This is a genomic window from Nocardia sp. NPDC019219 (assembly GCF_040632645.1).
In the GTDB taxonomy this organism is placed as follows: Bacteria; Actinomycetota; Actinomycetes; order Mycobacteriales; family Mycobacteriaceae; genus Nocardia; species Nocardia sputorum.
Window position 1 is genome coordinate 89,596 of sequence record NZ_JBEYCG010000015.1, and the last position, 26,394, is coordinate 115,989.

26 protein-coding genes and 1 pseudogene are annotated in these 26,394 nt (G+C 68.2%); 10 read left to right on the top strand and 17 right to left on the bottom strand.

Annotation, left to right across the window (positions count from 1 at the left end):
• Nucleotides 1-18 precede the first annotated feature (18 nt).
• Entirely contained in the window at nucleotides 19-519 is a 501-nt protein-coding gene (locus tag ABZ552_RS25255) for a metallophosphoesterase (RefSeq protein ID WP_281879979.1), read from the bottom strand.
• A gap of 157 nt (nucleotides 520-676) precedes the next feature.
• Between ABZ552_RS25255 and ABZ552_RS25260 the strand changes: the two genes are divergently transcribed.
• Entirely contained in the window at nucleotides 677-895 is a 219-nt protein-coding gene (locus ABZ552_RS25260; protein WP_281879980.1) for a hypothetical protein, read from the top strand.
• Nucleotides 896-916: 21 nt separating this feature from the next.
• On the opposite strand, the gene ABZ552_RS25265 is transcribed toward ABZ552_RS25260, so the two are convergent.
• From ABZ552_RS25265 to ABZ552_RS25280, 4 genes are all read right to left on the bottom strand, one after another.
• Nucleotides 917-1,291: a hypothetical protein gene (locus ABZ552_RS25265; protein ID WP_281879981.1), complete on the bottom strand. Its 375-nt coding sequence runs from the start codon at nucleotides 1,289-1,291 to the stop codon at nucleotides 917-919.
• On the bottom strand, nucleotides 1,288-2,142 hold the full coding sequence (locus ABZ552_RS25270; RefSeq protein WP_357440280.1) for a DUF692 domain-containing protein: 855 nt from the start codon (nucleotides 2,140-2,142) through the stop codon (nucleotides 1,288-1,290). Before ABZ552_RS25270 ends, ABZ552_RS25265 begins: the two co-directional genes overlap by 4 nt.
• 13 nt (nucleotides 2,143-2,155) lie before the next feature.
• A complete protein-coding gene (locus tag ABZ552_RS25275; RefSeq protein ID WP_357440152.1) occupies nucleotides 2,156-3,046 on the bottom strand; it encodes a TIGR04222 domain-containing membrane protein in 891 nt (296 codons plus the stop codon).
• A 156-nt stretch (nucleotides 3,047-3,202) separates the two neighbouring features.
• Nucleotides 3,203-4,429: a helix-turn-helix domain-containing protein gene (locus ABZ552_RS25280; RefSeq protein ID WP_281918283.1), complete on the bottom strand. Its 1,227-nt coding sequence runs from the start codon at nucleotides 4,427-4,429 to the stop codon at nucleotides 3,203-3,205.
• A gap of 170 nt (nucleotides 4,430-4,599) precedes the next feature.
• Here ABZ552_RS25280 and ABZ552_RS25285 point away from each other — a divergent pair, with 170 nt between their 5' ends.
• The 3 genes from ABZ552_RS25285 (at nucleotide 4,600) to ABZ552_RS25295 (ending at nucleotide 9,450) form a co-directional block, all read left to right on the top strand.
• Nucleotides 4,600-6,075: an AMP-binding protein gene (locus tag ABZ552_RS25285; RefSeq protein ID WP_281918284.1), complete on the top strand. Its 1,476-nt coding sequence runs from the start codon at nucleotides 4,600-4,602 to the stop codon at nucleotides 6,073-6,075.
• Between the two features lie 99 nt (nucleotides 6,076-6,174).
• Complete coding sequence (locus ABZ552_RS25290) at nucleotides 6,175-7,995, top strand: DUF3556 domain-containing protein (protein ID WP_357440156.1); 1,821 nt, start codon at nucleotides 6,175-6,177, stop codon at nucleotides 7,993-7,995.
• Nucleotides 7,996-8,022: 27 nt separating this feature from the next.
• The gene (locus ABZ552_RS25295; RefSeq protein ID WP_357440159.1) at nucleotides 8,023-9,450 is read left to right on the top strand and encodes an NAD(P)/FAD-dependent oxidoreductase; all 1,428 of its coding nucleotides are present in this window, start codon (nucleotides 8,023-8,025) and stop codon (nucleotides 9,448-9,450) included.
• A 145-nt stretch (nucleotides 9,451-9,595) separates the two neighbouring features.
• On the opposite strand, the gene ABZ552_RS25300 is transcribed toward ABZ552_RS25295, so the two are convergent.
• Nucleotides 9,596-10,276, bottom strand: a complete 681-nt coding sequence (locus tag ABZ552_RS25300) for a hypothetical protein (RefSeq protein WP_357440162.1) — start codon at nucleotides 10,274-10,276, stop codon at nucleotides 9,596-9,598.
• 196 nt (nucleotides 10,277-10,472) lie between these two features.
• Here ABZ552_RS25300 and ABZ552_RS25305 point away from each other — a divergent pair, with 196 nt between their 5' ends.
• A complete protein-coding gene (locus ABZ552_RS25305) occupies nucleotides 10,473-10,889 on the top strand; it encodes a hypothetical protein (RefSeq protein WP_357440165.1) in 417 nt (138 codons plus the stop codon).
• A 96-nt stretch (nucleotides 10,890-10,985) separates the two neighbouring features.
• Nucleotides 10,986-11,558: a GNAT family N-acetyltransferase gene (locus tag ABZ552_RS25310; RefSeq protein ID WP_357440168.1), complete on the top strand. Its 573-nt coding sequence runs from the start codon at nucleotides 10,986-10,988 to the stop codon at nucleotides 11,556-11,558.
• An 8-nt stretch (nucleotides 11,559-11,566) separates the two neighbouring features.
• Here ABZ552_RS25310 and fadD11 read toward each other — a convergent pair whose 3' ends face one another.
• From fadD11 to ABZ552_RS25340, 6 genes are all read right to left on the bottom strand, one after another.
• Nucleotides 11,567-13,399 (bottom strand): fatty acid--CoA ligase FadD11, encoded by a 1,833-nt coding sequence (fadD11, locus tag ABZ552_RS25315; protein ID WP_357440171.1) that lies wholly within the window; start codon nucleotides 13,397-13,399, stop codon nucleotides 11,567-11,569.
• Nucleotides 13,400-13,460: 61 nt separating this feature from the next.
• Nucleotides 13,461-14,339, bottom strand: coding sequence for a short-chain dehydrogenase/reductase (locus tag ABZ552_RS25320; RefSeq protein ID WP_357440174.1), 879 nt, complete (start codon nucleotides 14,337-14,339; stop codon nucleotides 13,461-13,463).
• Entirely contained in the window at nucleotides 14,336-15,787 is a 1,452-nt protein-coding gene (locus ABZ552_RS25325; protein WP_357440283.1) for an NAD(P)/FAD-dependent oxidoreductase, read from the bottom strand. Before ABZ552_RS25325 ends, ABZ552_RS25320 begins: the two co-directional genes overlap by 4 nt.
• An 11-nt stretch (nucleotides 15,788-15,798) precedes the next feature.
• On the bottom strand, nucleotides 15,799-17,301 hold the full coding sequence (locus tag ABZ552_RS25330; protein WP_357440177.1) for an aldehyde dehydrogenase family protein: 1,503 nt from the start codon (nucleotides 17,299-17,301) through the stop codon (nucleotides 15,799-15,801).
• A 59-nt stretch (nucleotides 17,302-17,360) separates the two neighbouring features.
• Nucleotides 17,361-18,347 carry a PDR/VanB family oxidoreductase gene (locus ABZ552_RS25335; RefSeq protein ID WP_357440286.1) on the bottom strand — a complete coding sequence of 329 codons (987 nt, stop codon included), beginning with the start codon at nucleotides 18,345-18,347 and terminating at the stop codon, nucleotides 17,361-17,363.
• Between the two features lie 62 nt (nucleotides 18,348-18,409).
• A complete protein-coding gene (locus ABZ552_RS25340; RefSeq protein WP_281879999.1) occupies nucleotides 18,410-19,303 on the bottom strand; it encodes a metal-dependent hydrolase in 894 nt (297 codons plus the stop codon).
• A 96-nt stretch (nucleotides 19,304-19,399) separates the two neighbouring features.
• On the opposite strand from ABZ552_RS25340, the gene ABZ552_RS25345 reads away from it, so the two are divergent.
• The 3 genes from ABZ552_RS25345 (at nucleotide 19,400) to ABZ552_RS25355 (ending at nucleotide 22,760) form a co-directional block, all read left to right on the top strand.
• Nucleotides 19,400-20,032 carry a TetR/AcrR family transcriptional regulator gene (locus tag ABZ552_RS25345; RefSeq protein WP_281880000.1) on the top strand — a complete coding sequence of 211 codons (633 nt, stop codon included), beginning with the start codon at nucleotides 19,400-19,402 and terminating at the stop codon, nucleotides 20,030-20,032.
• A 149-nt stretch (nucleotides 20,033-20,181) separates the two neighbouring features.
• The gene (locus tag ABZ552_RS25350) at nucleotides 20,182-20,706 is read left to right on the top strand and encodes a hypothetical protein (RefSeq protein ID WP_281880001.1); all 525 of its coding nucleotides are present in this window, start codon (nucleotides 20,182-20,184) and stop codon (nucleotides 20,704-20,706) included.
• A gap of 482 nt (nucleotides 20,707-21,188) precedes the next feature.
• A complete protein-coding gene (locus ABZ552_RS25355; protein WP_281918292.1) occupies nucleotides 21,189-22,760 on the top strand; it encodes an NAD(P)/FAD-dependent oxidoreductase in 1,572 nt (523 codons plus the stop codon).
• A 34-nt stretch (nucleotides 22,761-22,794) separates the two neighbouring features.
• Here the strand turns inward: ABZ552_RS25355 and ABZ552_RS25360 are convergent, their stop codons facing one another.
• The 5 genes and pseudogenes from ABZ552_RS25360 to ABZ552_RS25380 form a co-directional block, all read right to left on the bottom strand.
• A complete protein-coding gene (locus ABZ552_RS25360) occupies nucleotides 22,795-23,151 on the bottom strand; it encodes a VOC family protein (protein WP_281880003.1) in 357 nt (118 codons plus the stop codon).
• 24 nt (nucleotides 23,152-23,175) lie between these two features.
• The gene (locus tag ABZ552_RS25365) at nucleotides 23,176-23,328 is read right to left on the bottom strand and encodes a hypothetical protein (protein ID WP_281918293.1); all 153 of its coding nucleotides are present in this window, start codon (nucleotides 23,326-23,328) and stop codon (nucleotides 23,176-23,178) included.
• 52 nt (nucleotides 23,329-23,380) lie between these two features.
• Nucleotides 23,381-23,479: pseudogene (locus ABZ552_RS25370) on the bottom strand (hypothetical protein); the annotation flags it as partial.
• 23 nt (nucleotides 23,480-23,502) lie between these two features.
• The gene (locus ABZ552_RS25375; protein WP_281918294.1) at nucleotides 23,503-24,255 is read right to left on the bottom strand and encodes a glucose 1-dehydrogenase; all 753 of its coding nucleotides are present in this window, start codon (nucleotides 24,253-24,255) and stop codon (nucleotides 23,503-23,505) included.
• A gap of 35 nt (nucleotides 24,256-24,290) precedes the next feature.
• Nucleotides 24,291-25,418 carry an LLM class flavin-dependent oxidoreductase gene (locus tag ABZ552_RS25380; RefSeq protein ID WP_159840495.1) on the bottom strand — a complete coding sequence of 376 codons (1,128 nt, stop codon included), beginning with the start codon at nucleotides 25,416-25,418 and terminating at the stop codon, nucleotides 24,291-24,293.
• Between the two features lie 166 nt (nucleotides 25,419-25,584).
• Here ABZ552_RS25380 and ABZ552_RS25385 point away from each other — a divergent pair, with 166 nt between their 5' ends.
• A complete protein-coding gene (locus ABZ552_RS25385; RefSeq protein ID WP_281918295.1) occupies nucleotides 25,585-26,391 on the top strand; it encodes a glucose 1-dehydrogenase in 807 nt (268 codons plus the stop codon).
• The last annotated feature ends 3 nt before the right edge of the window (nucleotides 26,392-26,394 follow it).

Genomic DNA, 26,394 nt, shown 5'->3' on the forward strand with positions numbered 1-26,394 from the left:
GGAGCGTGCCGACGGCGGTCATTCTTTCGGAACGGCATGCAGAGTCACCCGGCTCAAACGACCCGACTCGATCCGCGCCGTGAGATAGGTGTGCTCCGGCTGTCGGCGTCGATCTGTCGGCGAGCCGGGATTGAGCAGGCGCAATCCGCTGTCGGTGACGCTGTCCCAAGGGATGTGACTGTGCCCGAAGACGAGCAGATCGGTGTCCGGGAAATCTCGGGCGCAGCGCTGCTCCCGCCCCTTTGCGGGCCCGGTCTCGTGCACCACCGCCAGCCTGAGCCCGTCGAGTTCGGCATGGGCCACCTCGGGCAGCCGGGCCCGTAGTTCTGGACCGTCGTTGTTGCCGTAGACGCCGATGAGGCGCGCGCTGCGCGCTTCGAGCCGGTCCAGCAGCGCGGCCTCCACCCAGTCGCCCGCGTGCACGACCACGTCGGCCTCGTCGACCTCGCGCCACAGCGGCTCCGGGAGATCACGCGCACGTTTGGGCACGTGCGTATCGGAGATGATGAGCAACCGCATGGTGACCGGTGTACCACCTCGGAGGCGACCTCGGTCGAGCTGCCGCGCCAGCGGCGGATTATCCCGCGCGACCCTAGCGCGGCGTGGCTCGATTCGAGAGTGAGATCAATCACATCGGCTCGCCGGTGCGGGCGAGATTGGACCTCCGGTCGTGGGTATGCCGGGCGTGACGGTGACGCAGCGCGGCGCACCGGTGCGACAGTTTCCATCGCGTTGTCCGGGAGGGCTTTCCATGCTGTCTTTTCTCATGCTCATGCTGATGCTGCCGGGGATGGCGACCGTCGCCGCGTATGCGACGGTGGCGGTCAGTGTGTGGCTCGAGGATCGGCGCGACGCCGGCGACTCCGCGATGCCTGTCGAAGCGCGCCGCCCCTGAGCCGACGTCCAGGTTCGGCGTTCAGCGAGCGCCGCGGCCTGCGGCACGATGTCGGCGGAACAAGCGGCTGACTGCCCATCGGCGCGGCGTGGCGTTCCAGTCGATACCTTCGGCGGCCGCGAAAGCTGCCGCGTCAGCGGAGGTCGTCGTCTTGGGATGCTCGCGGGCCCACGTCGTGAAGCGTGCGGTGAAATCGCCGTCGCAGGCGTGCACCAGCAGCGGGAAGCGACGCGCCACCTCATGGGCACGCTTGTGCAGCAATGCCTCGGCCGCGGCAGCGACGGCGTCCACATCGAAACCCACGGGTGTGGCGGCTCCAGCGACCAGCGCTCGCACCAGTGCTGCCTGTCGCTCGGCCAGGGTGGCGTGGGGCGCCGGTCCGGATCCGGCGCTCACGCCACTACCGCCCTGGCGCCGGTGGTGATCGGCGGCCGGCCCGCGGCCGCCGCGATGGCATCCAGCTCGTCGAGCAGTTCGGCCGCGGGCGGATAGTTGCCGTCCCGTTCGAGCATCATCGGCGCGCGGTGCCGCGCGGCGAACTCCGCGACCAGAGTCAGCAGCTCCGCGGGAAGCGGATCGGTGTGCGTGTCGTGGTAGCGGCCACCGGACTCGTGACCGCCCGCGACATGACAGTAGGCGACGTGTTCGGCGGGCAGGCGCAGCAGCTCGGCGAGGGGATCGCGACCTCGGTTGCGAGCGTTCGCGTAGACATTGGCGAGATCGAGCAGGAGCAAGACACCGGTGCGCTCGACGAGTTCGGACAGGAATTCCGCTTCGGTGTATTCGTCGTCGGGCCAGTCGAACAGCGTCGCGATGTTCTCCACAGCGAGGGGGACGTCCAGCGCCGCGCGTGTTCGGGTGATATTGCGGGTCAGCGCGTCCAGCGCTTCGCGGGTGCGCGGGACCGGAAGCAGGTGGCCTGCTTCCAGGCCGCCCGCGCGGACGAAAGCGACGTGCTCACTCACCAGCGGAGCCGCGACGGCCACCGCGCACGCCGCCAAGTGCTCGACGCGCTGATCTGCGACCGGCTCCGCGCCGCCGAGCGACAGCGCGATGCCGTGCGGCACCACGGCGACGCCTCGCGCACGCAGAGCTGTCAATTCTTCGGGGACGATCAGTTGTCCGGCACGGCGGGGATCCTTGGGCAACGACTCGGCGATGACCTCGCAGAACTCGAGTCCATCCAAAGCCGCTATCACCCCGCAGATCTCCGGTCGCCAGCCTATTCCGAGCGCACCCTCGGGCAGCGGCCCGAACGGTTCAGCCGCCGCAACCACCACAGCCTCCACAGCCGCCGCCGCAGCCGCCGCCCCCGCTGTCGCCGCCGCCGCTCGACGCGCTCGGCGGTACGACCGCTTGGGCGAGGCCGGGATCCAGCGCGCTCAGCGCGCCGATGCCGAACACGGCGGCCGCGATCGCCGCGCTCTCGGCGCCGTAGGTGGCGAAAGAAGGGGAATTGCTCGGGCGCAGATGGCGATTGCGCTCGTTCGCGGCGTCGCGCGCGCGGACGCCAAGCGCGGTGAGCCGCGGCTTGCGCACCACCAGCCAGTAGGCGAACGCCTGCGCGATCACCACCAGCACCAGCAGGCCGACCGGGTTTCCGTGCGAGGCGCCCGCGATGATGCGCACCACGCCGAGCGCGCCGGTGACCAGCAGCGGCATGCCCGCGTCGCGCAATCCGTGGCGCACCGTGGGTCCGGGGAAGTACCCGAGGTCGATCATTCTGGTACGCAGTGCCTCGAGCGCGGCGGACGATCCGCCGACAACGGTCTTGCGCTGACCCGCCGACAGCCGGTCGTACACCGACACGGTGAACGGATCCAGCTGTCCGCGCTCCTGCGCCGTGAGGGTGCGAACCGGCGCGGCCCCCGAATCGATCGCGTCGACAGCGCGCAGCCGCGCCATCGCCGCCAGTTCGGCGTTCTGGTCGCCGAAAAGCATTCCTACTTCGGGCGACGTCAGTTCCGCGCCCGGCGCCGCAACCGCGTCTGCCTCCGGATCAGCACCCGTGACACGTACTCGCAGCCAGATCCCGGCGACCGCCGCCACCAGCACGAGCGGCAGGTATATCGCCAGGAATTCCGGCCCGGAGATGCCCCAGGTCTCACCGGCCGCGACAAGCCCGTCCGAGCCCACCCCGATCACATTCATCTTCCACCTCGGAATCGGTCCAACCTGCCCTCAGTATCGGGCCGCGGGGCTTCGCACGCCATGACGAATCGCCGTGCTGTGCAGATGTCCCCGCGTGTCACCTCTCCGCTCGCCGGAAACCGCCGGCCGGATGCGGTCATCGCCGCCGGGCGGGGTTCACTCCATCCGGTCGAGGCCCAGCTGTTCGGAGACCATCAGGGCGACTTCGGTCTCCAGCCGGTTCACCGTCAACGGGTGGCCGAGCACCTCCTCGGCTCTGCGAATCCGGTAGTGGACGGTGTTCTTGTGCACGTGCATGCGCGCCGCGGCGTCGGTGAGGCTGCCGCGGGCTTCGAGATAGGTCTGCACCGTCTCACGAAGACGCGCGGTGGTCTCGTCGTCGCGCATGAGGTCGCCGAGCACCCGGCGTACCCATGCTTTCGTGTCGGGCAGATGGTCGACGAGCAGGCTCGCCAATGCCACGCGGGAGTACAAGGTCAGCGCGCGGGTCGGGTCGGCGGTCAACGCCAGGTTGCGAGCGCGCTGGGCATCGCGGAAGGTCTGCCGGAAGCCGGCCAGTCCGGCGCCGGGATCGCCGATCGCGACGCGGAGTTCCGGTCGGCGGGCCAGGTCTCGCTCCAAGCGATCGGCATCGAGCGACGGTCGGCCGATGGAGGAGATCCAGGCCCAGCAATTCTGCTCGTCCACCAGCACCGTCAGCGGATGCTTCCCGGTCGCGGCCTGCAGCATCGAGACTCCCGCTCGCACCGAGTCGATCGATGACGTGACGGGTTCGCGCACCCAGACGATCGCGGCCACGTGCCATCCCCGCAACGAGGCGGCCAGCATCTGCTCCGCCGAGGCCAGGTCGAGGTTTTCGGTGTCCAGCACCGCGCGGATCTGGGCCGCGCGGGTGTTGTCCGTGCGCGCGTCCCAGCGCCGGCGTTCGCTCTCGTAGATGTCGATGACACCCTCGATGACCTGGTCGATGTAGCTGTTGACCAGCAGGCCGACCCGGCTGGTGGTCTCCAGGGCCAGGTCGGCGGAGGCCTCCGAGTGCCGGAGTACGGCGATGGTCCGTTGCATGAACATGTGCTCGCCGAGGCGGTACGCGCGCAGGAGGGCCTCCAGCGACATTCCGTGCTGGGCGAAGCGCCGAGCGTATTCGGCGGCGGCGGGCGGCACGGTGATGTCGTCGCGGGAGATGCTCAGTGTGAGCATGTCGAGGATCGCGGTGAGGTTGGACGCGGTGCTGGCGACCATCAGCCGCCGCACTTCGTCGTCGTGGCGGAACTCCGGGATGACCTCCACGAACATCGCGGTCATCTCGGGGATCAGTCGGTCCAGATCGGCTTTGACGCGTCCGGCGACATCGCGGATGGTTCTGTCCACGTCAACGCTCATGTCCGGACCGTACCGGAATCGGTGCGACGGCTCGGACGCATTCCCCATCCTTTTGTGCCGACGGTACAAAGCCGCACGGAAACTCTGGGATGCGGGCCCGTAGCTGTGGCCTGGCGCCGAATCTACCTTGGTATGTAATTCCAGTCACCCCGAAGCAGTCGAGGCTATGAATGCAGCACGTTGTAGAAATTCCGGAGGTCCGCGCCGCATGGAATCCGTCCGACCCCTGCATCGCGGACGACCGCGAGCAGCTCGATAATCAGGATTTCGCGAGAAGAGTGCGCAGGGCCACGGCCGTCCTTTACGTCAATGGAGTCCGCGAGGGCGATGTCGTCGCTCTCGTATTGCGGAATCGACTCGAATTCATCGTCATTCTTTTCGCGGCGTGGCGGCTCGGCGCCGCGGTCACTCCCGTGAAGCCGGATTCGACCTCCGAGGAGGTGCGTTATCAGATCGACGACTGCCGGGCGAAGGTGGTCGTGACCGAAGACGGACGCGGAGCGGGAACGCTGGATGTCACCGAAGTGGCCGGGCCCGGCCCCGAAACCGGCGGGCCCGAACCGGTGCCGGTGGATCCCGGCGCCGCGGCGCTGATCATCTACACCAGTGGCACCACCGGGCAGCCGAAGGGGGTGGTTCTCGACCACGCCAACATCGCCGCGATGTGCGAGATGCTCGTCGAAGCTCTGAGCTTGGACGACACCGACCACAGCTTGCTGGTCCTGCCGCTGTTCCACGTCAACGGGATCGTGGTCGGCGTCCTGTCGCCGTTGCTCGCCGGTGGCCGGGCCACGATCGCGGGCCGATTCTCGGCTTCGGCGTTCTTCGGCATCGTGGAACGCGTTCGGCCGACCTACTTTTCGGCTGTGCCCGCGATCTACGCGATGCTCGTCGCGCAGCCCGAGAATGCGGTGCCGGACACCTCGTCGCTACGCCGCGCGATCTGTGGGGCCGCGCCCATGCCCGCGGAACTGATCGCGCGATTCGAAGCGCGTTTCGGGGTACCGATCGTCGAAGGTTACGGATTGTCGGAAGGCACCTGCGCCTCGACGCTCAATCCGCCGGACGGACCACGGAAGCCGGGCACGGTCGGGCGGCCGCTGCCAGGGCAAGCCGTAGCGATCGTGGATGCCGACGGCCGAGTCGTGGCCACCGGGACGCGCGGGGAAGTGGTCATCCGGGGCGCCAACGTCATGCGCGGGTATCTCGGCCGGCCCGAGGCGACCGCGCGAACGGTGCGAGACGGCTGGCTGCACACCGGCGATGTCGGCTACTTCGATTCGGACGGATACCTGGTCCTGGTCGATCGGATCAAAGACATGATCCTGCGCGGCGGGGAGAACATCTACCCCAAGGAGATCGAGAACGTCCTGCACGCCCATCCCGCCGTCTTGGAGGCCGCGGTGGTCGGCGCTCCCGATCCGGTTCTCGGTGAGGTCCCCGTCGCCCAAGTGGTGACCATGCCCGGGACGCGAGTCGATGCCGTGGATCTCGTGGAGCACTGCCGGAAATCCCTGTCCCGCGGGAAGGTGCCGGTGTCGATCGGACTCACCGCCGCGCTGCCACGGAATGCGGTCGGCAAGATCGACAAACGAAAGCTCCGCGCGCTGGCCGTCGACGCGGTCACCACGGCATACACGGCATAGGAACAATCCGCTCGGCGGAGAGCGGAATTCAACGATCCGAACCGAATTCGGCCGGGTCCTCGCATGCGCTCGATTCATCGGATGAGAAAGGTCCGAACAATGGGATTCAAAACAGCGGATTTTCCGCCCGTCGACGTGACGACATTCCTCGACCAGCCGTTGCGGGAGCGGATGAAAACACTCGCTCTGCACTGGGCCGAATACGGCTTCGGCTCGCCGAGGATGATCCACACGATTTATCTGCTCAAGGTTCTGCTGGTCTCGGTGCTGGCCGGGGTCGCGTTGGCGACCTGGAGTTCCGGCGTCGGCCCGTTCTGGGACGTGACGGCGTGGTGGGACGAGCCGATCGTCTATCAGAAGCTGGTGTTGTGGACGGTCTTCATCGAGGCACTCGGGATCGCCGGGTCGTGGGGGCCGCTCGCGGGCAAGTTCAAGCCGATGACCGGCGGAATCCTGTTCTACGCACGCCCCGGCACGATCCGCCTGCGCCCTTGGCGGCGGGTCCCGTTCACGGGCGGCGACACGCGCACGGTCTTCGACGTGCTGCTGTATCTGGCGTTCCTGGCGACGTTGCTGGTGGCGATCGTGCTGCCCGGTGTGCCGAGCGCCTCGCTCAGCGCGGTGTTGCCGGACAACACCTCCGGCTTGGTGAATCCAGCGTTGTTGATCGCCCCGATCGTGCTGTACGTCCTGTGCGGCCTGCGGGACAAGACGATCTTCCTCACCGCGCGCGGCGAGCAGTACCTGCCCGCACTGGTGTTCTTCGCGGTGTTGCCGTTCGTGGACATGATCGTCGCCGCCAAGCTGCTGATCTGCGTGGTGTGGATCGGAGCGGGTGTGTCGAAGTTCGGGCGGCACTTCACCAATGTGGTTCCGCCGATGGTCTCCAACAGCCCGGGCGTGCCCGCCAAGTGGATCAAGCGGCTGCACTACCGTGACTTCCCCCGGGACCTCCGTCCGTCGAAGGTCGCGTCGTTCCTGGCCCATGTCGGGGGCACCACCGTCGAGATCGTCACGCCGCTGGTGCTGCTGTTCTCCACCAACCACTGGCTGACGCTGGCGGGCGTGGTGCTGATGGTGATCTTCCACGCGTTCATCACCTCGACGTTCCCGCTCGCGGTGCCGTTGGAGTGGAATGTCCTGTTCGCCTACCTGACCGTCTTCCTGTTCCTGGGCTTTCCCAACGAAGCCGGCTATGGCCTCGGTGACATCTCCTCGCCGTGGCTGGCTGTGGTGATCGTCGCGGCGCTGATGTTCTTCCCGGTCCTCGGGAACCTGCGCCCGGATCTGGTGTCCTTCCTGCCGTCGATGCGCCAGTACGCCGGTAACTGGGCGTCGGCCCTGTGGGCCTTCGCCCCTGGTGCGGAGGAGAAGCTCAACACCATCGAGCACCGGCCCACGACGAACCAGATCGACCAGTTGAAGGCCATGGGCTATCCGCCCGCGATCGCGGAGATCACCATGCAGCAGACGATCGCGTGGCGCTCGATGCACAGCCAGGGACGCGGACTGTTCTCGTTGCTGTACAAGCTCCTTCCCGACATCGATCGATGGACCGTGCGGGAAGCGGAATTCGGCTGCAACTCGCTGATCGGCTTCAACTTCGGCGATGGTCACCTGCACAACCTGGACCTGGTGAACGCTGTGCAGTCCCGGGTCGGGTTCGCGCCGGGCGAGTGGATCGTGGTGTGGGTGGAGTCGCAGCCCATCCACCGCGGCGTCCAGCAGTATCAGGTGATCGACGCGGCGCTCGGCGTCGTCGAACGTGGCACCTGGCGTGTGCGCGACGCCGTCGAGACGCAACCGTGGCTGCCCGACGGCCCGATCCCGCACGAGGTGACGTGGCGGCGCGCGGGCTACACGGTGCCGATGCTGCCGGACGAATCGACGCGGGTTCTGGCCCCGCAGACCGTCGGCTGAGGCATACCGTAGGGACAGGAGAGCGACATGAGTACCGCAGTGGTGGTCGGCAGCGGCCCCAACGGCTTGGCCGCGGCCATCATCTTGGCCCGAGCCGGATCAGACGTCACCGTGCTGGAGGCCGCCGACGAGATCGGCGGCGGCACCCGCACCGGCGAGGCGATCGTGCCCGGCCTACTGCACGACCACTGCTCGGCCATCCACCCGATGGCGGTCGGCTCTCCGTTCCTGCGCGAGCTCGACCTGACGCGTTACGGATTGTCCTGGGCGTGGCCGGAGATCGACTGCGCCCATCCGCTCGACGACGGCACCGCGGGCGTGCTGCTGCGCTCGGTCGGGGAGACTGCCGCCGGTCTCGGCAGCGACGGCCGAGCGTGGCGGCTGCTGTTCGAGCGTACGGCCGCGGGTTACGAGCGGATGAGCGGTGACATCATGCGGCCGCTGCTGCGCCTGCCACGCCATCCGATCTCGCTGGCCCGGTTCGGGATACCCGCCCTCGCCCCGGCCGCGCTGCTGGCCGGACTGTTTCGGACCGAGCAGGCCAAGGGGCTGTTCGGCGGCGTCGCGGCTCATGCGTTTCATCCGTTGCATCGACCGCTCAGCGCTGGTATCGGCCTGGGCATCCTCACCGCCGGCCACACCTACGGTTGGGCGGTCGCCGCCGGTGGATCGCGACGAATCACCGAAGCCATGGCGGCGGCCCTCGGTGACCTGGGCGGGAAGATCGAAACGGGCGTTCGCGTGCGGTCGGTGTCCGATCTGCCGACGGCGGATGTGACGATGTGGGACTTGGCGCCCACTGCGGTCGCGGAGATCATGGGCGAGCGCCTGCCGCCGCGAATCAGGAAGTCCTACAGCCGTTTCCGTTACGGTCCTGGCGCCTGCAAAGTCGACTTCGCCGTGCACGGCGGAGTGCCGTGGACGGCGGAGGCGGCCCGCCGGGCGGGGACGGTGCATCTGGGCGGTACGTTCGCCGAGATCGCCGCGACCGAACGTGAGATTCACCGCGGCCGTATGCCGGAACGCCCCTTCGTGCTGGTCGGGCAGCAGTACCTCGCCGATCCGCAACGGTCGGTCGGCGACATCCATCCGATCTGGGCGTACGCCCACGTCCCGCACGGATATCGCGGCGATGCCACAGCGGCGATCACCGCCCAGATCGAACGCTTCGCCCCGGGGTTCCGCGACCGCATAGTCGGGACGAGCGCGCGCAGCGCGGCGGGGTTCGCCGAATACAACCCCAACTACGTCGGCGGCAACATCATGACCGGTGCGAAAGACATCCCCCAGCTGCTGTTCGGCCCTCGAATGACCCTGCAGCCCTACGACATCGGCGTACCAGGCCACTACCTCTGTTCCGCCGCAACACCGCCGGGCCCGGGAGCGCACGGCATGTGCGGCGCGAACGCCGCGCAGCGAGCCCTGCGGCGGTCGGGTATCGGGCAGGCGTCTTAGCGTTGCGCCTGCCGCGCGGCCTTTCGTGGCGGCACTGTACCCGTGTGGCGCGTATGAGCATTTCTCTGGCGCAACGGCTCCTGGTGCCGGATAGGCTCGTGCACGTCGATTCCTGGCGTTCTCGGAGTCGGTCAGCTCGAGCCGTCTAGCCGGATCCCACGTCTTTTCGCGCAACCTCGACAAATTTGTCGAGAGCAGTGTCGCTCACGAATTTGTCGATCGCGGCCGCGCCGGCGGCGGCAACTCGTGGCCAGTTCTCATCGGTCGCGATGTGATGGTTGAGAGCATACTCCAAGGTCGCGGTGAGGGAGTCCGGCCCCTCCCATAGAGCCTGTTGTGCGGCGACGATTCCGGCTAGCTCGGCATTCGTAGAGGCGCTCACAACGATCTCCAGCGTTGCCAGGCTTCGTTGGTAGGTCATGATCGAATCACGTACTTTCGCCACGGCATTCTGCAGGTCACCGACGTTCGAGGTTCTCGTGAGCACTCCTTTGAACTCGGCTAATTGCGCAGTGGTGCCCATGTAGGTGGTAGCGAAGTCCGAATAGGCGCGCAACCGATCGGTCCTGATGGCTTGCTCGCGCGCCAGCCTCTCCTGCCGGTCTATCTGCGTGCTGCTCACATGCACCGACGCCCACGCGGACACTCCAGACGACAGCAGGGCCGCCACGGCGGCCAAGGATGCGACTGCCAACGCATAGCGCCCGTTGCGTGAGGCGACTCGGATCTCCCGCTGGAGTGCGTCCGAAGGGGGGTTCAGCGGTTCCGGCATCCGTTGGGGCGCGGGGTCGCGTGCGGGTTCAGGTTGAGGTTCTTCAGTCGCCATGACGTGCCTCCATCATCCGACAGCGCAGTGGGTCGGTTCGACTGTTGGGTCCTTCTGAAGTGTGGTGCCTCAGGGTGCTGTTAGACGGTTTCGTCCGCCCCGTGTCGCGTCTCGGGTTCGGCTGAACGCTCGCTCCGGGCCCGCCCAGCGAGCGCGGCCGCCGGTTCGAGCCGAGGGCATTCTGCCTATCATCGTCATGGCCATTCAGGTTCTCACCGTCGTCTCGGTCCTCCCGAACGCCGTCGTCTACGGTACGGACGCGTGCGCGGCGATCATCATGTGGTTTCCCGTGGATTCGCCAGGGCAATCGATCCCCATGGACGCTGAAAAGACGAGCGGGTCGGCAGACGCCACGCCGAGCGGCACCCAGGGTTCCGGTCGAGTCACGCAGGACGACTTGCGCCGGTTGCTGGCGACCGACGAGCCGGACGCGCGCTTGGTGCTGGAAGAGGGGCGCATCAAGGTCGAACCCGGTGCCGGGTCCGAGCCGCGCGGGATGCTCATCCTGTCGCGAGCCGACCTGGCCGACCGGCTCGGAGCCGATCCCGACGCCGCCGCGCTGGCCGAAGCGGCCGCCGAGCTGGACGCCGAGGTCCGCCTCCGAGGCGCTTGATTTCCACCGCTGAACAGCGCCGATGCGGAGGCGGCACAGCGAAGGCACCGGATATATCCGTTGCCCGGCCAAGCGCAGGGACACCACCATATCGGTATGGACATCGAATCGTGCTCCGCGCTGGCGCCGGGCGTCGGGCCACCGCAACGAATCGAGGTGGACCACCTGCTGTTGCGACGGTGGCTGCCGGAGGATGTGCGTCCGCGGCTCGCGGCGATCAACGCGTCGTACGACCTCATCCACCCCTGGATGGATTGGCTGCCCGAACCCGCCACCCTGGACAGTCAGCGCGCCTTCGGCCGGGAGACGGACGAGAGCTGGCCCAGCGCCGCCGGAGCCTTCAACTACGGCATCTTCGATGCCGCGGGCAATGTGCTCGGCGCGATCGGCCTGCATGACCGGCTCGGTCCGGGTGCGGTGGAGATCGGCTACTGGTGTCACGCCGCGCACACCGGCCGGGGTGTGATCACCCGGAGCGCAGCCGCCTTGACCCGGATCGCGTTGGACTTGCCCGGCGTGGACCGGGTCGAGATCCACTGTGACGAGGCCAATGTCCGCAGTGCCGCGGTCGCCCGGCGGCTCGGCTATCGGCTGGATCGGATCGAGCCGCGGGAGAAGCGCGCGCCCGCGGAGTCCGGTCGCGGAATGTTCTGGGTCAAGCAGCGCTGAGCGCGCGTTCAGCGCGCTGTCACGACTGCATCCGCCGGGGTGGCGGCGGGTTCGTGGACACCCGCGGGGCGCTCGGGCTCGTAGAGTTCGGCGATTTCGGTGGCGTACTTCTCGGCGATCACCCGGCGCTTGAGTTTCATGGTGAGGGTGACTTCGTCGCCACCCGCCTCCCAGAAGGTGGGCAGGAGACGGAACCGCTTGACCTGCTCAACCCGCGAGAGTCGAGCGTTACCCGCGGCGATGCCCGCCGCGATCTGGGCGATGACACCCGGATCGGCCGACAAGGCCGCCGCCGAGGCGTCGCCCAGGTCGTGGCGCGCGGCGTACGGTCCGGCGGATTCGGCGTCGAGAACGACCAGTGCGGTGTTGTAGGGACGGCCGTCGCCGAGCACGGCCATGGCCCCGATCAGCGGTGTCGCCGCCTTGATCGCGTTCTCGATGTTGGTCGGCGACATGTTCTTGCCCGCGGAGTTGATGATCAACTCCTTCTTCCGGTCGACGACCCGGAGATAGCCGTCGTCGTCGATGGTGACCACGTCGCCTGTGCTCAGCCAGCGCTCGGAGTCGACGGCTTCGGCGGTCTTGCCCGGCTCACCGCGATAGCCTTTCATCACCAACGGGCCGTGGACGTGGAGTTCGCCGTCGTCGGCGAGCCGGGCCCGCATGCCGGGCAGCAGCTTGCCCACGGTGCCGAGCCTCGCGTCGGCGGGATGGCTGACGCTGCAGATGCAGGTGAGTTCGGACATGCCCCAGATCTCGGCGATCGGGATGCCGAGGCCGGCGAAGAAGCCGAGCGTTTCGGCCGGGATCGGCGCGGCGCCGGACATCGCCCAGCGGACACGGTCGAGCCCGAGTTTCGCTCGAAGCCCCGACAGCACCAGTTGGTCGGCGCGCGCCCACTCGGCCGCGACCGATTCGGGGACCGGCTCCCCGTTCAATTGATGCGCACTGCGCTGGGCGGCCACCGCCAGCGCCCACCGCAGCGCCGCCCTCCGGTCCTCGGCAGGTTCGTTCGCGACCGCGAATTCTATAGCGGCCTTGAGCTTCTCCCAGACGCGAGGGACGGCTCCCCAGATGGTGGGATGCAGGTCGGCCAAGGCGGCGCTGATCATGGTGGGGTCGGCGACACAGGTCACCTGAGTGCCGAAGACCTCCTGGAAGTAGAGCGCGGTGAGCCGGTCGGCGATGTGCGCGGTGGGCATATAGGACGTGATGGTGTCCCCGAACCGGATTCCCAGCACTTGGTCCACGGCGTAGCACTCGAACATCAGGTTCGCGTGCGTCGTCTCCACTCCTTTGGGGTTGCCCGTGGTTCCCGAGGTGTAGATCAGCGTGGCGACGTCGTCGGGCCCGACCGCGCGCCACGCGGCGTCGAAGTCGAAGCTCTCTTCGCCCGCGGCGATCACGTCGGCGACCGACAAGGTTCCCTCGGGTGCGTCATCGACGCAGATGATGTGTTCGAGCCCGACTCCGCTCGCGCGGATCTGCTCGACGAATCGAGGTTCGCACATCACCACCCGCGCACCGGCGTTGCCGAGCACGTAGCCGATCTGCTCGGGCGCGGCGGTGTTGTACACCGAGAAGCTGGTGGCGCCGAGGTGCTGGGCACCGACTTCGAGCGGATAGAACTCGATGCGGTTGGACATCATCAAGGCCACCGTGTCGCCGCGGCGCACGCCCAGCCCCGCCAGGCCGGCGGCGATCCGCCGGACCTGCGCCTCGTATTCGCGCCAGGTGAGGGTGGCGGCGTCCCCGGGTGTGCGGAGTGCGACCGCGTCGGGATCGATGGTCGCGTTGTGCTGGAAAGCGGCGGGGAGGGTGTCGAAGCGTCGAGTGCTCACGGGAGGGAGTCCTTCGGATCAGGTGACGGGTGCAGTGGCCGGGCCGGGCTGAGCGCGAACGTCACGACGAGGTCGTGCGGGCTTCGACCCTGCGCAGCAAGTCGTGCACGCGGCTGTCACGAGCGAGCGCGCTGTCGAGCACTACGTTGACCGCGCCGCGCAGCAGCGCGTACGGCTCCCAGCCGGCTGGTGCGATGGTGCGCGCCGCGCGCCGTTCGATGCCGTCGGCGATGGTCCGTGCCGCCTGCTCGGCCGAGATCCGCACGTTCAGCGGCCACGGCAGCAGCTCGTCCAGCTCACGGCCGAGCTCGTCGTGGTCGAGGGTGTCTTGGGTCATGCGGGTGTCTACGATGCCGAAATACGCGATCCCCGCCGACGCGCCGAAGGGCGCCAGCTCCACGCGCAGGGCCCGGCCGAGTTGTTCGACCGCGGCTTTGCTGATCATGTACGGCGCGCCCGCCATGCCGGGTGCGAACGCCGCGCACGACGACACCACGACCACGTGACCGTGGGCGGCGACGACATGGTCGAGCGCGGGGCGCACCGTGTTGAACACACCGGTGAGGTTGATGTCCATGACGCGATCGAAGTCCCGCCCGTCGAGCGTGCGCACCGTCGCGGGGCGGGGCACCACGCCCGCGTTCGCCACCACCACGTCCAAGCGGCCGAAATGCTCGGCGGCCCGGTCGACGGCCGCCCGCATCGCCGAGCGGTCGGCGACGTCGGCGGCGATGGCCAGGGTCCGCGCGCCCAGCGCCGCGGCCGCCGCGTCGACCGCGTCCTGGTCGACGTCGACGAGAACCACCGAGGCATGCTTCCGGTGCAACGCAGCGGCCAGCTCGCGCCCGATCCCGCGGCCCGCGCCCGTGATGAGCACAACCCGCCCCTCGACCGAATAGCCGCGGCGCCCTCGGCCGAAGGAGAGAATGTCGTTGATCATCGGCTGACCTCGTAGGCTGCGGTGTCGAATCGGCTGGTGCGCTGCCGGTATTCGAAGCTCCAGTTGGGGTAGAGACCGGCATTGAGCCCGTCCGGGGTCTGGTAGTAGCTCTGGCATCCGCCGGTGAGCCACACCGTCGACGAACTGCGCCGGGCCATCTCCGAGACGAAAGCCTCCTGCGCTTCCGGACGCACCTCCACGCGGCGAGCTCCGGAGGAGCGCGCGGTGCGCAAAGCGTCGACGATGTAGGCGATCTGGGATTCGATCATGTAGATCGCGGACTGGTTCCCGGCGGCTCCGAAGGGGCCGAGCGTGCAGAAGAAGTTGGGGAACCCGGCCACCGCGACACCGAGGTAGCTTTGCGGTCGCCGACGGTAGAGCTGCGCCAGCGTTCGCCCGCCCCGTCCGGCGTAACGTTCGTAGGCGGTCGGGATAGAGGTGAAGCCGGTGCCGAAGATGATGGTGTCCACCGGGTGCTCGCTGCCGTCGCGCAGCAGGATGGAGTGCGGGCGGATCTCGGCGATGGGCTGGGTGACGACCTCGACGTTCGGCTGATCGAGCGCCGGAAGATAGGTGTCGGAGAAGATGGCGCGCTTGCAGCCGATGACGTAGTCGGGCGTGAGCTTCTTGCGCAGGTCACGATCGCGCACCTGACGCAGCAACTGCCATCGGCCCAACGCTTCGTAGGGGTGCCGGAAGCGCTGGTCGACCAGCGAGATGAGCCCGAACGTCTCGATCGCCGCGTAGAACCCGCCGCGGATCGCGCGTTGCGCCAACGGAAGACGCCGCAGCAGCCGCCGCTCCAGTTCGAGGGTGCGACGATCCATGCGCGGGACGATCCACGGCGCCGATCGCTGGAACAGCGACAGTTTCGCCACCTTCGGCTGGATCTCCGGGACGAACTGCACCGCCGAGGCGCCGGTGCCGATCACCGCGACCCGCTCGCCGGTCAGATCGTGGTCGTGGTCCCAGTGCAGGGAGTGGAAGGACGTGCCCGCGAACGAGTCGATGCCGGGCAGTTGCGGGTATTTCGCCTCGGCGAACAGCCCGGTGGCCGAGAGCAGGAAATCCGCGGTGAGCGCACCCCGCGAAGTCTCGATCCGCCACAGCGAACGCTGCTCGTCCCACCGGGCATCCAGCAGTTCGGCGCCGAACCGGATATGCCGGACGACGTCGTGTCGGGTGGCCACCGCGCGGAGGTAGTCGAGGATCTCGCGTTGCCGCCCGTAGGTGCGCGACCAGTCCGGATTGGGCGCGAAAGAGTAGCTGTAGAGGTGGGACGGCACATCGCAGGCGCACCCGGGATAGGTGTTGGCGTGCCAGGTGCCGCCGAGGTCGTCGGCTCGTTCGAGAACGATCAGGTCGTCGAACCCGGTCTCGCGCAGTTTGATCGCCAGGCCGATGCCGCCGAAGCCCGCGCCGACGATGGCTATGGGCGTGTGCTCCATCCGTTCGTCCGTCACTGCCGCTTCCTTCCGTGCAGAACCGAGATGAGCTGGTCGACGATCGCGTCCACACGGTGATCGCGCCGGAACGACGTCAAGGGCAACGGGGATGGAAACAGTTGCCGCGTGGTCGCTTTGGCGTAGGTGAATTCCTTCAGCCCGTCCGGCCCGTGGACACGGCCGAAGCCGGATGCGCCCACACCGCCGAGCGGCAGAGCGGGGATGGTGGCGTGCGCGACGAACGCGTTGATCGAGGTGCCGCCCGCGCGGATGCGGTCGGCGATGTCGCGACCGTTACGGCGGGCGAAGACGGTGCCGCCCAGCCCGTACGCGCAGCGATTCACCAGCTCGACGGCCTCGTCCATGTCCCGGACCTTGGCGACCGTCAGGGTGGGGCCGAAGGTCTCCTCGGTCACCGCGGCCGCGTCCTCGGGGACGTCGACGAGGATGGTCGGTTGGACGAACTGGCGATCGATCGCCTCCGGCCCGCCGAGCACGGCGCGGGCGCCGCGCGCGACGGCGTCCTCGATGTGACGGCGTATGACGGAGAGCTGCTTGGGCATGGTGATCGGTCCGATCTTCGAGTCCGCGGCACCGGCCTGGATTCGGCTCGCCGCCGCCACCAGCTTCGCGAGAAACTCGTCGTAGACGTCGGCATGGACGTAGACGCGTTCCACGGCCAAACAGGTCTGCCCGGCGTTGGACAATCCGCCCCACACCGCCGCGTCGGCAGCGGCGTCGAGGTCGGCGTCCGCGTCGACGATCAGCGCGTCCTTGCCGCCGCACTCCATCAGCACCGGTGTGAGGTTCTCCGCGCACGCGGCCAGGACGAGCTTGCCGGTGGCGGTCGACCCGGTGAAGCCGATCTTGCCGACGCCGCTGCGGCACAGCGCGTTCCCCGTTTCGCCGAGACCGGTGATCACCTGCAGCACCGGCTCGGCGGGTGCGGTGCGGGTGAACGCTTCGGCGAGCCAGAGCCCGACGCCGGGGGTGTACTCGCTGGGTTTGAACACCACCGCGTTCCCGGCGGCCAGCGCGAACGAGATGGAGCCCAGCGGAGTGAACACCGGGTAGTTCCACGGCCCGATGACGCCGACCACCCCGAGAGGAAGGTATTCGACCGTGGCCACGTGGTTCACCGTCAGCAGGCTCGACGGCACGGTGCGGCGGCCGAGCACCTTCTCGGCATTGCGTGCCGCCCACCGCAAGTGTTCGAGCGCCATGGCGATCTCGAGTTTGGCGTCGGATACTGGTTTGCCCATCTCCCGATGGATAATGTCAGCCAGTTCGTCACGGCCGGCGGCGATCTCGGCACGCCACGCGTCCAGATGCCGGGCGCGACCGGCGAAGCCGAGATCGCGCCACCAGGTCGCGGCCTCGTACGCGGCGGCGACGGCGGTGTCGACGGCGTGGCGATCGTGCACCGGGTAGGTGCCGACCACCGCGCCGGTGGCCGGATCGTGCACGTCGAAAGTCGACACCACGGACTGTGCGGGGTGGTTGGTGGAAACGCTCATAGGGTGGGCTCGCTCGTTCGGCGGCGGATAGACAACGCTGTCCCTTTCGTGTGTCGGTCTCAGAGGTCGACCACGAGGTGCTCGCTCGCGGCACGGGAGACACAGACCAGCATCTGGTTCTCGCGTTCGGCGGCGGTGAGCACGCGGTCGCGGTGGTCGACGGCGCCGGAGACGACCGCGACTTTGCAGGTGCCGCAGAAACCCTGTCGGCATGAGTAGGCGACGTCCGGCAATTCGCGGTGGATCGCGGTGAGCGCGGTTTCGTCGGCCGCGACCCGGATCGTGGTACCGCTGCGGGCCAGGGTGAGATCGAATTCCGCGCCGTCCACGACCGGAAGGGCGGAGAACCGTTCGGTGTGCAACGAGGCGGTCGGGTTGAGTTCGAACAGGCACCGCTGCGCCGCCTCCAGCATCGGCGGTGGCCCGCACACGTACACCGCCGCGCCGGGTTCGGCGCGAGCCAGCAGCGCGGCGACATCCGGCGGCCCGAATTCATCGTCCGGCCTGACGTCGGCGTCCGGCAGGTCGGCGAGGAACGGCATGGTCTCGCGTGAGCGGCCGACATACACCAGACGTCCCCGTGTGCCCGCCGCCTTGACCATCGGGAGGATCGGCGTAATGCCGATCCCACCGGCCAGGAACAAGTACGACGGCGCGTCGACGAAAGTGAACGCGTTGCGCGGCCCGCGAATCCGCAACCGGTCGCCGATCCGCAGCGATTGATGGATCTCGCGCGATCCGCCGCCTCCTTCGGGAATGAGCCGCACCGCGATGCGATACCGGAACCGGTTGCTCGGGTCGCCGCACAGCGAGTACTGGCGCTGACGGCCCGACGGCAAGAAGACGTCCACGTGCGCGCCCGGCCGCCACGTGGGCAGCGGGCCGCCGCCGGCCGCGCGCAGCGTCAGGCTTACCACGTCGGCGGCTTCGCGATCGATCGCGGTGATCGTGGTGTCCAAGTCGAACCCGGTGCGCCGCACCACGTTCGGACGGGACAGGAGCGAAGCGGCTCGCCCGGTGACGAATACCTTCCGGTAGATGTCCATGACATCGCCGATCAGCCGCAGTCCCGAGGGCGCCGAGCGGTCTTCGAGGGCAGACGATCCGGTCATCGGTGCGCCGCCCGTGCCGCCGGTGAGTGCGCGAGATAGCGCAGGGCCTTGTCCATCGGTCCCAACTGGGACGGATGGAAGCCAGGACGCAGATACCGCGGCATCTCGGTGAAGAAGACCGTCCATTTCGGGATGACGCCGCGCCGGGTCGCGCTCCAGAACTGCAGTGCCCAGAACCGGCCCTTCTCCGAAGACGGATCCTTCCGGTAGAGATAGGCGGTCGAGACGATGAACAGCGGCAGCAACGTCGCGCTGGCCAGGATCGCCGTCCGGGTTTTCCGCGCGTAGCTGCCATCGAGATGCATGAACGCGTCGTAGACGACGCTGCGGTGCTCCACCTCTTCGGCGCCGTGCCAGCGGACCAGGTCCAGCATCGCCGGGTGCATGCCCTTTTCCTCGAGGATGTCGGCGTTGAGCAGCCATTCCCCGAGTACCGCGGTGTAGTGCTCCATGCCCGCGAACAGGCCGAGCCGTTCCTTGAGCCATTCCTCCCGCGCACGACCGGTCAAGCCGTGGTCGCCGAGGATGCGGTCGACGAGCCAGGCGACCTTCGAGACATACGAGTCGACGTCCAAGCCGATCGACTGGAGATGCCTGCGCGCGGCTTCGTGACTGTTCGCGTGCATGGTCTCCTGCCCGATGAACCCCGTCACCTCCTCGCGCAACCGTTCGTCATCGATGTAGGGCAGCGCTTCGGTCAACGCCTGCGCCATCGCCCGTTCCCCTTCGGGCAGCACCAGGTGCATCACGTTGACGATGTGGGTGGCCAAGGCCTCGCCCGGTATGTAGTGCATGGGCACGGAATCGAAGTCGAAATGGACGTCGCGCGCATGGATGGCATGCGCTTCGTCGCGATACCGGCGCTGCGTCGCGCCCTCCTGCTCAGCCATGATCCGACCATACATAGCTACAAATCGTATTGCAATGTTGCAGCAACAACACCGGAAGAATGTTGCAGGAGGGCTGGATTTTGCTAGCGTTGGCCTATGCCCACCGCCTCGAAGGCCGCCACGAGCAGCGAGAACGTCCCCGGGACCCTGGTCACCCGGATCCTGGACGCGGCTCTGGTGCTGTTCGAGCAGGTCGGCGTCAAGAAGACGACGATCGAGGAGGTCGCCCGGAAAGCGGGCGTCGACCGGGTGACGGTCTATCGCCACGTCGGCGGCCGCGACGACTTGGTGCAAGCCGTGATCAGTCGCGAGGTGGCCGCGGTGCTCGCCGAGATCACCGAGATCGCCGACCGCCACGACGACCTCGGTGAGCTGGTCGCGGACATCTTCGTCACCGTCATCACCCGCTGGCGCACGAATCCGCTCGTGGCACGCATGCTGACGCTGGAACCGGCGCGCGTGGTCCTCAAACTCACCGTCGACGGCGCGGCTCCGTTCGCGATGTCCGTCCACGCCACCGCCGCCGCCCTCCAGCGCGCCGTCGAGCGCGGAATCCTGCCTCCCGCAACGGATCTGACCACCCGCGCGGAGATCGTGTGCCGGATCGTCCACTCCCTGATCCTCGCGCCCCACGGGCTCACCGAACTCGAAACCGACGAGCAGCTAGACGAATTCGCGCGCACGTACCTGGTTCCGGTAGTGGCCGGACCGACCGCCGTGGCCGGCTGATCCCGACGCGTCGGGCCGGTCGGTGGGATGCCGCGTGCGCGGCAGGTGAACGCTCAGTTCCGCGCGCCGCAACGACATTCGGTGGCTTGTAGGGTGTGCTCGGAGCCGGAGGCACGTCCGGCGCGGTCGCTAGGGAAGGGACAGCAGGGATGTCGGACGCTTCGGTCGAGGTGCTCCTGGACGACTTCGAGAGCAAGGACAGGTGGGAACTCGCCGGAACCGGGGCCGACCGGACCCATCTCACGACCTTCGCCGAAGGCGCGCCGAGCAAACGGCCGGGCGTATACGCCGACGGCGTCGCGGGCGCCGACTACCGCGCGCTCGTCCTGCTCGTCCGGTCGGCGACCGACGACCTCGAAGTCGACCTCGTGGCCAAGCCCGGCCGCGCATTGTCGATCCCCGGGCGGTTGGCCGCCCTCAACCTGTGGGTGCGTTCGCCGCACGCGTCGATCCGGGTGTCCGCGCGACTCCGTGGCGCCGGAGGGGGCGAGCGCGAGCTGGTGCTGGGAAGCGTCCCCGCGACCGGCGAATGGCGGCGTCTCGAACAGGAACCGGCGGATCCCGTGGACGACGGCGAAATCGTCGCTGTGACGATCCGGCTCACCCAGGTGGTGAAGCAGGAAGGGGAGGTCATGATTCTGCTCGACGACCTGACCGCCCGCGCCACGGCCTGAGCGAACGACCGGGACCTGATGGGCTGAATTCCGGCAGCCCGCATCCACTTCCAGCGGATTCCGGATCGGTGTGCCGTTGGCGAGCGCCCCGGTGAACCGTTCCCACGCTTACGCCCTCGTCGAGGAAACGCTTCGGCGGGCTTGCGGCGCACGGTATCTCGGTGGTTCTCGCCTGGGATCCTGCCCGTGTGGACATCCGGTCCACGCGGGTAAGGCACGGGCCCGTCACGCGTTGAATAGCGAAAGGTGTGCTGTTCGCATCGTTCGCGGTCGGGCGAGCGGGGTGACCGGTGTGCTCCGAACGGGTCGCCGGACAATGTCCCGCTGATCACGTCATGAGTGTAGTGCCGTGTGGCACCGAACTTCTGGATGTCGATGACGTCGAGCAAGTGCCTCGATGATCTTGCCATCCGAAACGCTCCAGCCAACGAAGAGTTCAGGTAGCTGAACGTTGACTGTGTGCTGAGCGTGAAGGAGGAGGGGTGGCGAACGCGATGACCTGCAAGGTGGCTGTCGTCGGCGCGGGCTTCGGCGGCATCGGGATGGGGGTCGAGCTGCGACGAGCCGGCATCACCGATTTCGTGATCTTCGACCGGGGCGGTGACGTGGGCGGCGTCTGGCGGGACAACACCTATCCAGGGTGCTCCTGTGACGTACCGTCGCATCTGTATTCGTTCTCCTTCGCGCCCTACCGCAGCCGGCGCATTCGGTTTCCGCGCCAGGCGGAGATCCTGGACTACCTGCGCGGGGTGGTGGCCGACCACGGTTTGGCGCCGCATCTGCGATTGGGTACCGCGATCAGCGAGGCCACCTATCTGGAAACCCGCGGCGGTTGGGAACTGGTCACCTCCGAGGGACAGCGCGTGCACGCGGAAGTGGTGGTTTTCGCCGTGGGGCAGCTGCACCGGCCGAACATTCCCGATCTTCCCGGCCGGGCAGACTTCGCAGGACCGTCCTTCCATTCCGCGCGCTGGGACCACGGACAAGACCTACGCGGGCTGGAGGTGGCTGTGATCGGCACCGGTTCGAGCGCGGCCCAGATGCTGCCGGCGCTGGCCGCGACCGCCCGCCGCGTCCGCGTCTTCCAGCGCACGCCGCACTGGGTGCTGCCCAAACCACCGGCCGATTTCGGGCCGCTCGCCCGAGCGGCGCTGCGGCTGCCCGGCGCGCACTGTCTGTATCGCCGAGCGCTGTACTACGGCGCCGATGCGGTGCTCGCGCCGATCATGCGCCGGGGCTGGTCGGCGCGCCCCGCCGAATGGGCTGCCCGAGGGTATCTGCGTAGCCGGATCGCGGACCCGGAACTGCGCGCGAAACTCACTCCCGACTACCCGATCGGGGGGAAACGCATCATCTTCGACAGCCACTACTACTCGACGTTGACCCGCGAGAACGTCGAGCTGGTCACCGCTCCCATCAGCCGGATCACCCGGGACGGACTGCGCACCGCCGACGGCGCATTCCATCGGGCCGACGTGATCGTCTACGCCACCGGCTTCCGCGCTCCGGAATTCCTGGTCCCGATCACCGTGCGCGGGCGCGGGGGAGCGCTGCTACACGACGAATGGCGCGCAGGCGCGGCGGCTCTCCTTGGTGTGGCGGTTCCGGGGTATCCGAACGCGTTCCTGATCGCCGGACCGAACAGCTTCAATCCCGCGGGTAGCAACCCGGGAATGAAGGAATGCCAGATCGACTACATCATCCGTTGTCTGCGCTGGCGGGACCGGATCGGCGCGTCCGCCGTCGAAGTCCGGGCAGGCGCGATGCGGGCACACCGGCAGTGGATCGAGGCGGCCCTCGCGAAGACGGTGTGGCCTGCCGTGGGGCCGAGCTGGTACAAGCACGAGAGCGGACGCGTCACCAATCCGTGGCCGTCGTCGGCTCGCGCGTTCGACCGCGCGTTGCGGCGACCGCCGTCCGAATCGTTCCGCGTTGTCTTGCCCGATCCGGCGACTCCGGACGGGAAGCTCCCGAAGCGAGCGAAGCGGAGGAGGAATCGTGCCGGGCCGATGCCATCCGCGCCGGGGCCGACCGCGGGCATCGGCACCGAATGAGCGGGCTCGATCCCGCGCGGCTCCCTTGGTTCGGTCACGTCGAAGCTGCGATGACCGGTTCGTAGAGCGCGACGTGCCAGACCGCGCCGGGCGTCGGCCGTATGACGGCTCGGCGTTCGTGCGGTCCGGTGACCGGCTGCGCTGCCTCGAATCCTTCGGCGCGCAGCCGGTCTAGTTCGGCGTCCAAGTCGGCGACCTTGATCGCGAGGAACGGGGTGTCGTCGTCGCGGTCGGTGCCCGCGAGCATGACGCGGACTCCGTTGCTGTCGAACTGGGCCCATCGGTCGCCGTCGACCGCCGTGGGTCCGGCGCCGAAGATCGCGGTCAGCAGGGCCACGGTCGTGGCCAGATCGTCGGTGGGGTAGGCGGGCCCGATTCGCTGGATGGTCATCAGTCTCCGTAACAGTGGGCTTGTTCAGGAACGCGGCACGGCGTGCGCGGTACGAACGGCCGAGTAGGTGGCGGCGTTCGCGCGCAGCGCCTCGGGCAGGTGGTCGGCCATGCTCAGGAATCCGTGGAACATGCCGTCGTATCGATGGATTTCGGCCGCGACACCGGCTTGCCGCAACCCGCCGCCCGTAATCTTCGCCCTCGTCGCGCAACGGATCGAATTCGGCGGTGACGATGTGTGCGGGCGGAAGTCCGGACAGCTCGGCGCGCAGCGGGTTGGCGTAGGGGTCGGCGCCGTCGTGCGCCTGCGCTTCGGGTGTCAGCGGCATCCGGCTCGCTCCCTCGCCTACTGCTACGCGTCCGGCGGCAAGAATTTGCCCGCCGCCAAGCCGCCATCGATCGTGACCTCGGCGCCCGTGACGTAGGCCGAAGCGTCGGAGGCCAGGAACGCCACCAGTTCGGCGACCTCCTCGGGCTCCCCGGTGCGTTGCAGCGGCAAGGACGGGAAGCTGCCCGGACCGGTGGTCAGATATGGGACCATCGGCGTCGCGATCGGGCCCGGGTGCACCGAGTTGACCCGGATTCCGGCGGGGCCCAGCTCGAGTGCCGCGGTCTTGGACAAACCACGCAGCCCCCATTTCGACGAGCCGTAAGCGGAATGGCCCATCAGCCCCTCGAGGCCCGCCTGCGAGGAGATGTTGACGATGGAGCCGCCGCCCGCCCGCGTCATCGGCCCGACCGCAGCCTGGATGCCGCGAAACGCGCCGAGCAGATTGACGTGCAGAATGCGTTCGAATTCCTCCGGCGATGTCTCGGTCAGCGGCTTCGCGGTGTAGATGGCGGCGTTGTTCACCAGGACGTCCAGCTTGCCGAACGCCGAAACCGCCTCGCCCACAGCTGTTTCCCAGTCCGCTCCGCTGCCGACGTCGTGCCGGACGAAACGGGCCGCCGCGCCGAGCGACCCGGCCAGCTGTGTTCCTTCGGCTTCCAGAACGTCGGTGATCACCACGCGGGCGCCGCGCTCCACGAACAGCCGCGCCTCGGCGGCGCCCTGTCCCCGCGCGGCGCCGGTGATCAGGGCGACCTTCCCTTTCAGGTCAACCATGTCGAACTCCTCTTGTTCTCGGCGATCGCCGTGGGTCAGCTGTTGCGGAAGTGGGGGATGACCTTCTCGCCCCAATGCCGGATGGTCTCCAGGCAGGCCTCCTGCGGCACGGTGCCCATCTGGATGAGGCAGAGGATCTCGTCGGCGCCCGCGGCCTGCAGGCGCTCGACGTACGCGATGGCGTCCTCGGGGCTGCCGTAGGCGTGCTCGACATTGAAGACCGAGGTGGCGCCGGTCTTCACCGGGATCTTGGCCTCGTGCAGGTAGGCCACGTGGTCGTCGGCGGCCTGCTTGATCGCGGCGACCTCGTCCGCGTTCGGGTCGACGGCCTCGTCGGGGGCCGGGCCCGCGCCGTAGTAGTGCTTGATGGATTGCGCGAAGAAGCGCTGGCCGCGAGCGCCGATCTGCTGGGCCTTCTCCCGGTCGTCGAGGACGATGGTGGGGCACAGCGCCGCGAAATGATCGTTCACGACGGTCGACACGAAACGCTCGCCCGTGCGCGCGGCGATCGCCTCGTCGTAGGTGCGCCGCAGTTCGGCGATCTCCTCCACACCCGCGAATCCCAGGACCAGTGCGCCGATTCCGTAGTCGGCGGCCATCTTCAGCGTGTCCTTCTTGGTGCAGGCCATGAACAGCGGCGGATGCGGCAACTGCTCCGGTCGCGGCAGCAGCGAATGCGGCGAGACCTGCAAAAGCTCACCGTTGTACTCGAATTCGGCTTCGGGATCCTGCCACGCCTTGCCGATCATCCGCAGCGATTCCTCCACCTCCTGGTACGTGCGCTCGGGGTCGACACCGCACATGGAGGTCTCCACCGGGGTCGCGCCGCGGCCCGCGCCCAGGTTGAGCCTGCCGCCGGACAGCACGTCGAGCATCGCGGCGCGTTCGGCGGCGCGCACGGGGTGGTTGAAGTTGAACGGCATGCACACCACGCCGTGCCCGATCCGGATCCGCTCGGTCTTGGCGGCCACCCAGGTCAGGAAGACCTCCGGGGCGCTCATGTGCGCGTACCACTTCAGCCCGTGGTGTTCGACCGCCCAGACGGTGTCGAATCCCATCTGGTCGGCGAGCACGGCCTGCTCGACACAGTCGCGCAGCACTTGATGCTCGTGCTCGCGCGACGGGTCGGCCATCTGGGCCTCGAAGATCATCGAGAACTTCATCCGGTCTCCTTCTCGATCGCCCGATCGGGCGATCAGCGGTTTCGTCGGTGTGGCTCGGCCCGGGGCGGGACGGCCGGAGCGGTATGCCTAATCGAAATATGACCGGTGCAACTTCTCAGGTCAGGCGCAAGTCCCGGTGGCCGGGACGGTCCGGTGCCGCGCCCCGATGGGCGTCCTAGCGTCGGTGCGAAGCGACGGTCAGAGAGGACGGGAATCGGTGGGACAACTCGACGGCAAGGTGGCGCTGGTCACCGGCGGGGCGCGGGGGATGGGCGCCGAGCACGTGCGGCAGTTCGTGGCCGAAGGAGCGCGCGTGGTGTTCGGTGACGTGCTCGACCACGAGGGAATGGCGTTGGCCGCCGAGCTGGGCGACGCCGCGCGATTCGTGCACCACGACGTGACCAGTGAAGCCGATTGGTCCGCCGCGGTGTCCGAGGCGGTCTCCCATTACGGGCGGCTCGACGCGCTGGTGAACAACGCGGGCATTCTGCGGTTCGTCCCGATCACCGAGATGGCCCTGGCGGACTTCACCGCGATCATGACGGTCAACGTGACCGGCACCTGGCTGGGCATCAAGGCCGCAGCACCCGCGCTGGCCGAGGCCGGCGGCGGCTCGGTCGTGAACGTCTCCTCGGTGGAAGGGTTCGTCGGCGCGGCGGGCCTGTCCGCCTACAGTGCGAGCAAGTTCGCCATCCGCGGCATCACCAAGTCGGCCGCTCGCGAGCTGGGCCACCTGGGCATCCGGGTCAACTCGCTGCACCCGGGTGGCATCGCCACGCCCATGACGGCGGCGGTGGCCGGGGCGTCCGGCGTGGACGGCGAGGGCTTCTTCGCGAGCCTGCCGATTCCGCGCTGGGGGCAGCCGGTCGAGGTCTCCCATGTGGCGGTGTTCCTGGCGTCGGACGCGGCCGGTTACTGCACCGGCGGCGAATTCGTCGTCGACGGCGGCATGCTGACCGGTTGCGGCTACTGACGG

Bases quoted from the DNA above. Each gene is read 5' to 3' on its own strand.
- ABZ552_RS25350 (WP_281880001.1), top strand. From the start codon at position 20,182: ATGTCGGACGCTTCGGTCGAGGTGCTCCTGGACGACTTCGAGAGCAAG.
- ABZ552_RS25385 (WP_281918295.1), top strand. From the start codon at position 25,585: ATGGGCGTCCTAGCGTCGGTGCGAAGCGACGGTCAGAGAGGACGGGAA.
- ABZ552_RS25325 (WP_357440283.1), bottom strand. From the start codon at position 15,787: ATGGAGCACACGCCCATAGCCATCGTCGGCGCGGGCTTCGGCGGCATC.
- ABZ552_RS25290 (WP_357440156.1), top strand. From the start codon at position 6,175: ATGGGATTCAAAACAGCGGATTTTCCGCCCGTCGACGTGACGACATTC.
- ABZ552_RS25275 (WP_357440152.1), bottom strand. From the start codon at position 3,046: ATGAATGTGATCGGGGTGGGCTCGGACGGGCTTGTCGCGGCCGGTGAG.
- ABZ552_RS25330 (WP_357440177.1), bottom strand. From the start codon at position 17,301: ATGAGCGTTTCCACCAACCACCCCGCACAGTCCGTGGTGTCGACTTTC.
- ABZ552_RS25335 (WP_357440286.1), bottom strand. From the start codon at position 18,347: ATGGACATCTACCGGAAGGTATTCGTCACCGGGCGAGCCGCTTCGCTC.
- ABZ552_RS25360 (WP_281880003.1), bottom strand. From the start codon at position 23,151: ATGACCATCCAGCGAATCGGGCCCGCCTACCCCACCGACGATCTGGCC.
- ABZ552_RS25320 (WP_357440174.1), bottom strand. From the start codon at position 14,339: ATGATCAACGACATTCTCTCCTTCGGCCGAGGGCGCCGCGGCTATTCG.
- ABZ552_RS25285 (WP_281918284.1), top strand. From the start codon at position 4,600: ATGCAGCACGTTGTAGAAATTCCGGAGGTCCGCGCCGCATGGAATCCG.
- ABZ552_RS25260 (WP_281879980.1), top strand. From the start codon at position 677: ATGCCGGGCGTGACGGTGACGCAGCGCGGCGCACCGGTGCGACAGTTT.
- ABZ552_RS25255 (WP_281879979.1), bottom strand. From the start codon at position 519: ATGCGGTTGCTCATCATCTCCGATACGCACGTGCCCAAACGTGCGCGT.
- ABZ552_RS25375 (WP_281918294.1), bottom strand. From the start codon at position 24,255: ATGGTTGACCTGAAAGGGAAGGTCGCCCTGATCACCGGCGCCGCGCGG.
- ABZ552_RS25305 (WP_357440165.1), top strand. From the start codon at position 10,473: ATGGCCATTCAGGTTCTCACCGTCGTCTCGGTCCTCCCGAACGCCGTC.
- ABZ552_RS25280 (WP_281918283.1), bottom strand. From the start codon at position 4,429: ATGAGCGTTGACGTGGACAGAACCATCCGCGATGTCGCCGGACGCGTC.
- ABZ552_RS25340 (WP_281879999.1), bottom strand. From the start codon at position 19,303: ATGGCTGAGCAGGAGGGCGCGACGCAGCGCCGGTATCGCGACGAAGCG.
- ABZ552_RS25380 (WP_159840495.1), bottom strand. From the start codon at position 25,418: ATGAAGTTCTCGATGATCTTCGAGGCCCAGATGGCCGACCCGTCGCGC.
- ABZ552_RS25295 (WP_357440159.1), top strand. From the start codon at position 8,023: ATGAGTACCGCAGTGGTGGTCGGCAGCGGCCCCAACGGCTTGGCCGCG.
- ABZ552_RS25300 (WP_357440162.1), bottom strand. From the start codon at position 10,276: ATGGCGACTGAAGAACCTCAACCTGAACCCGCACGCGACCCCGCGCCC.
- ABZ552_RS25345 (WP_281880000.1), top strand. From the start codon at position 19,400: ATGCCCACCGCCTCGAAGGCCGCCACGAGCAGCGAGAACGTCCCCGGG.
- ABZ552_RS25310 (WP_357440168.1), top strand. From the start codon at position 10,986: ATGGACATCGAATCGTGCTCCGCGCTGGCGCCGGGCGTCGGGCCACCG.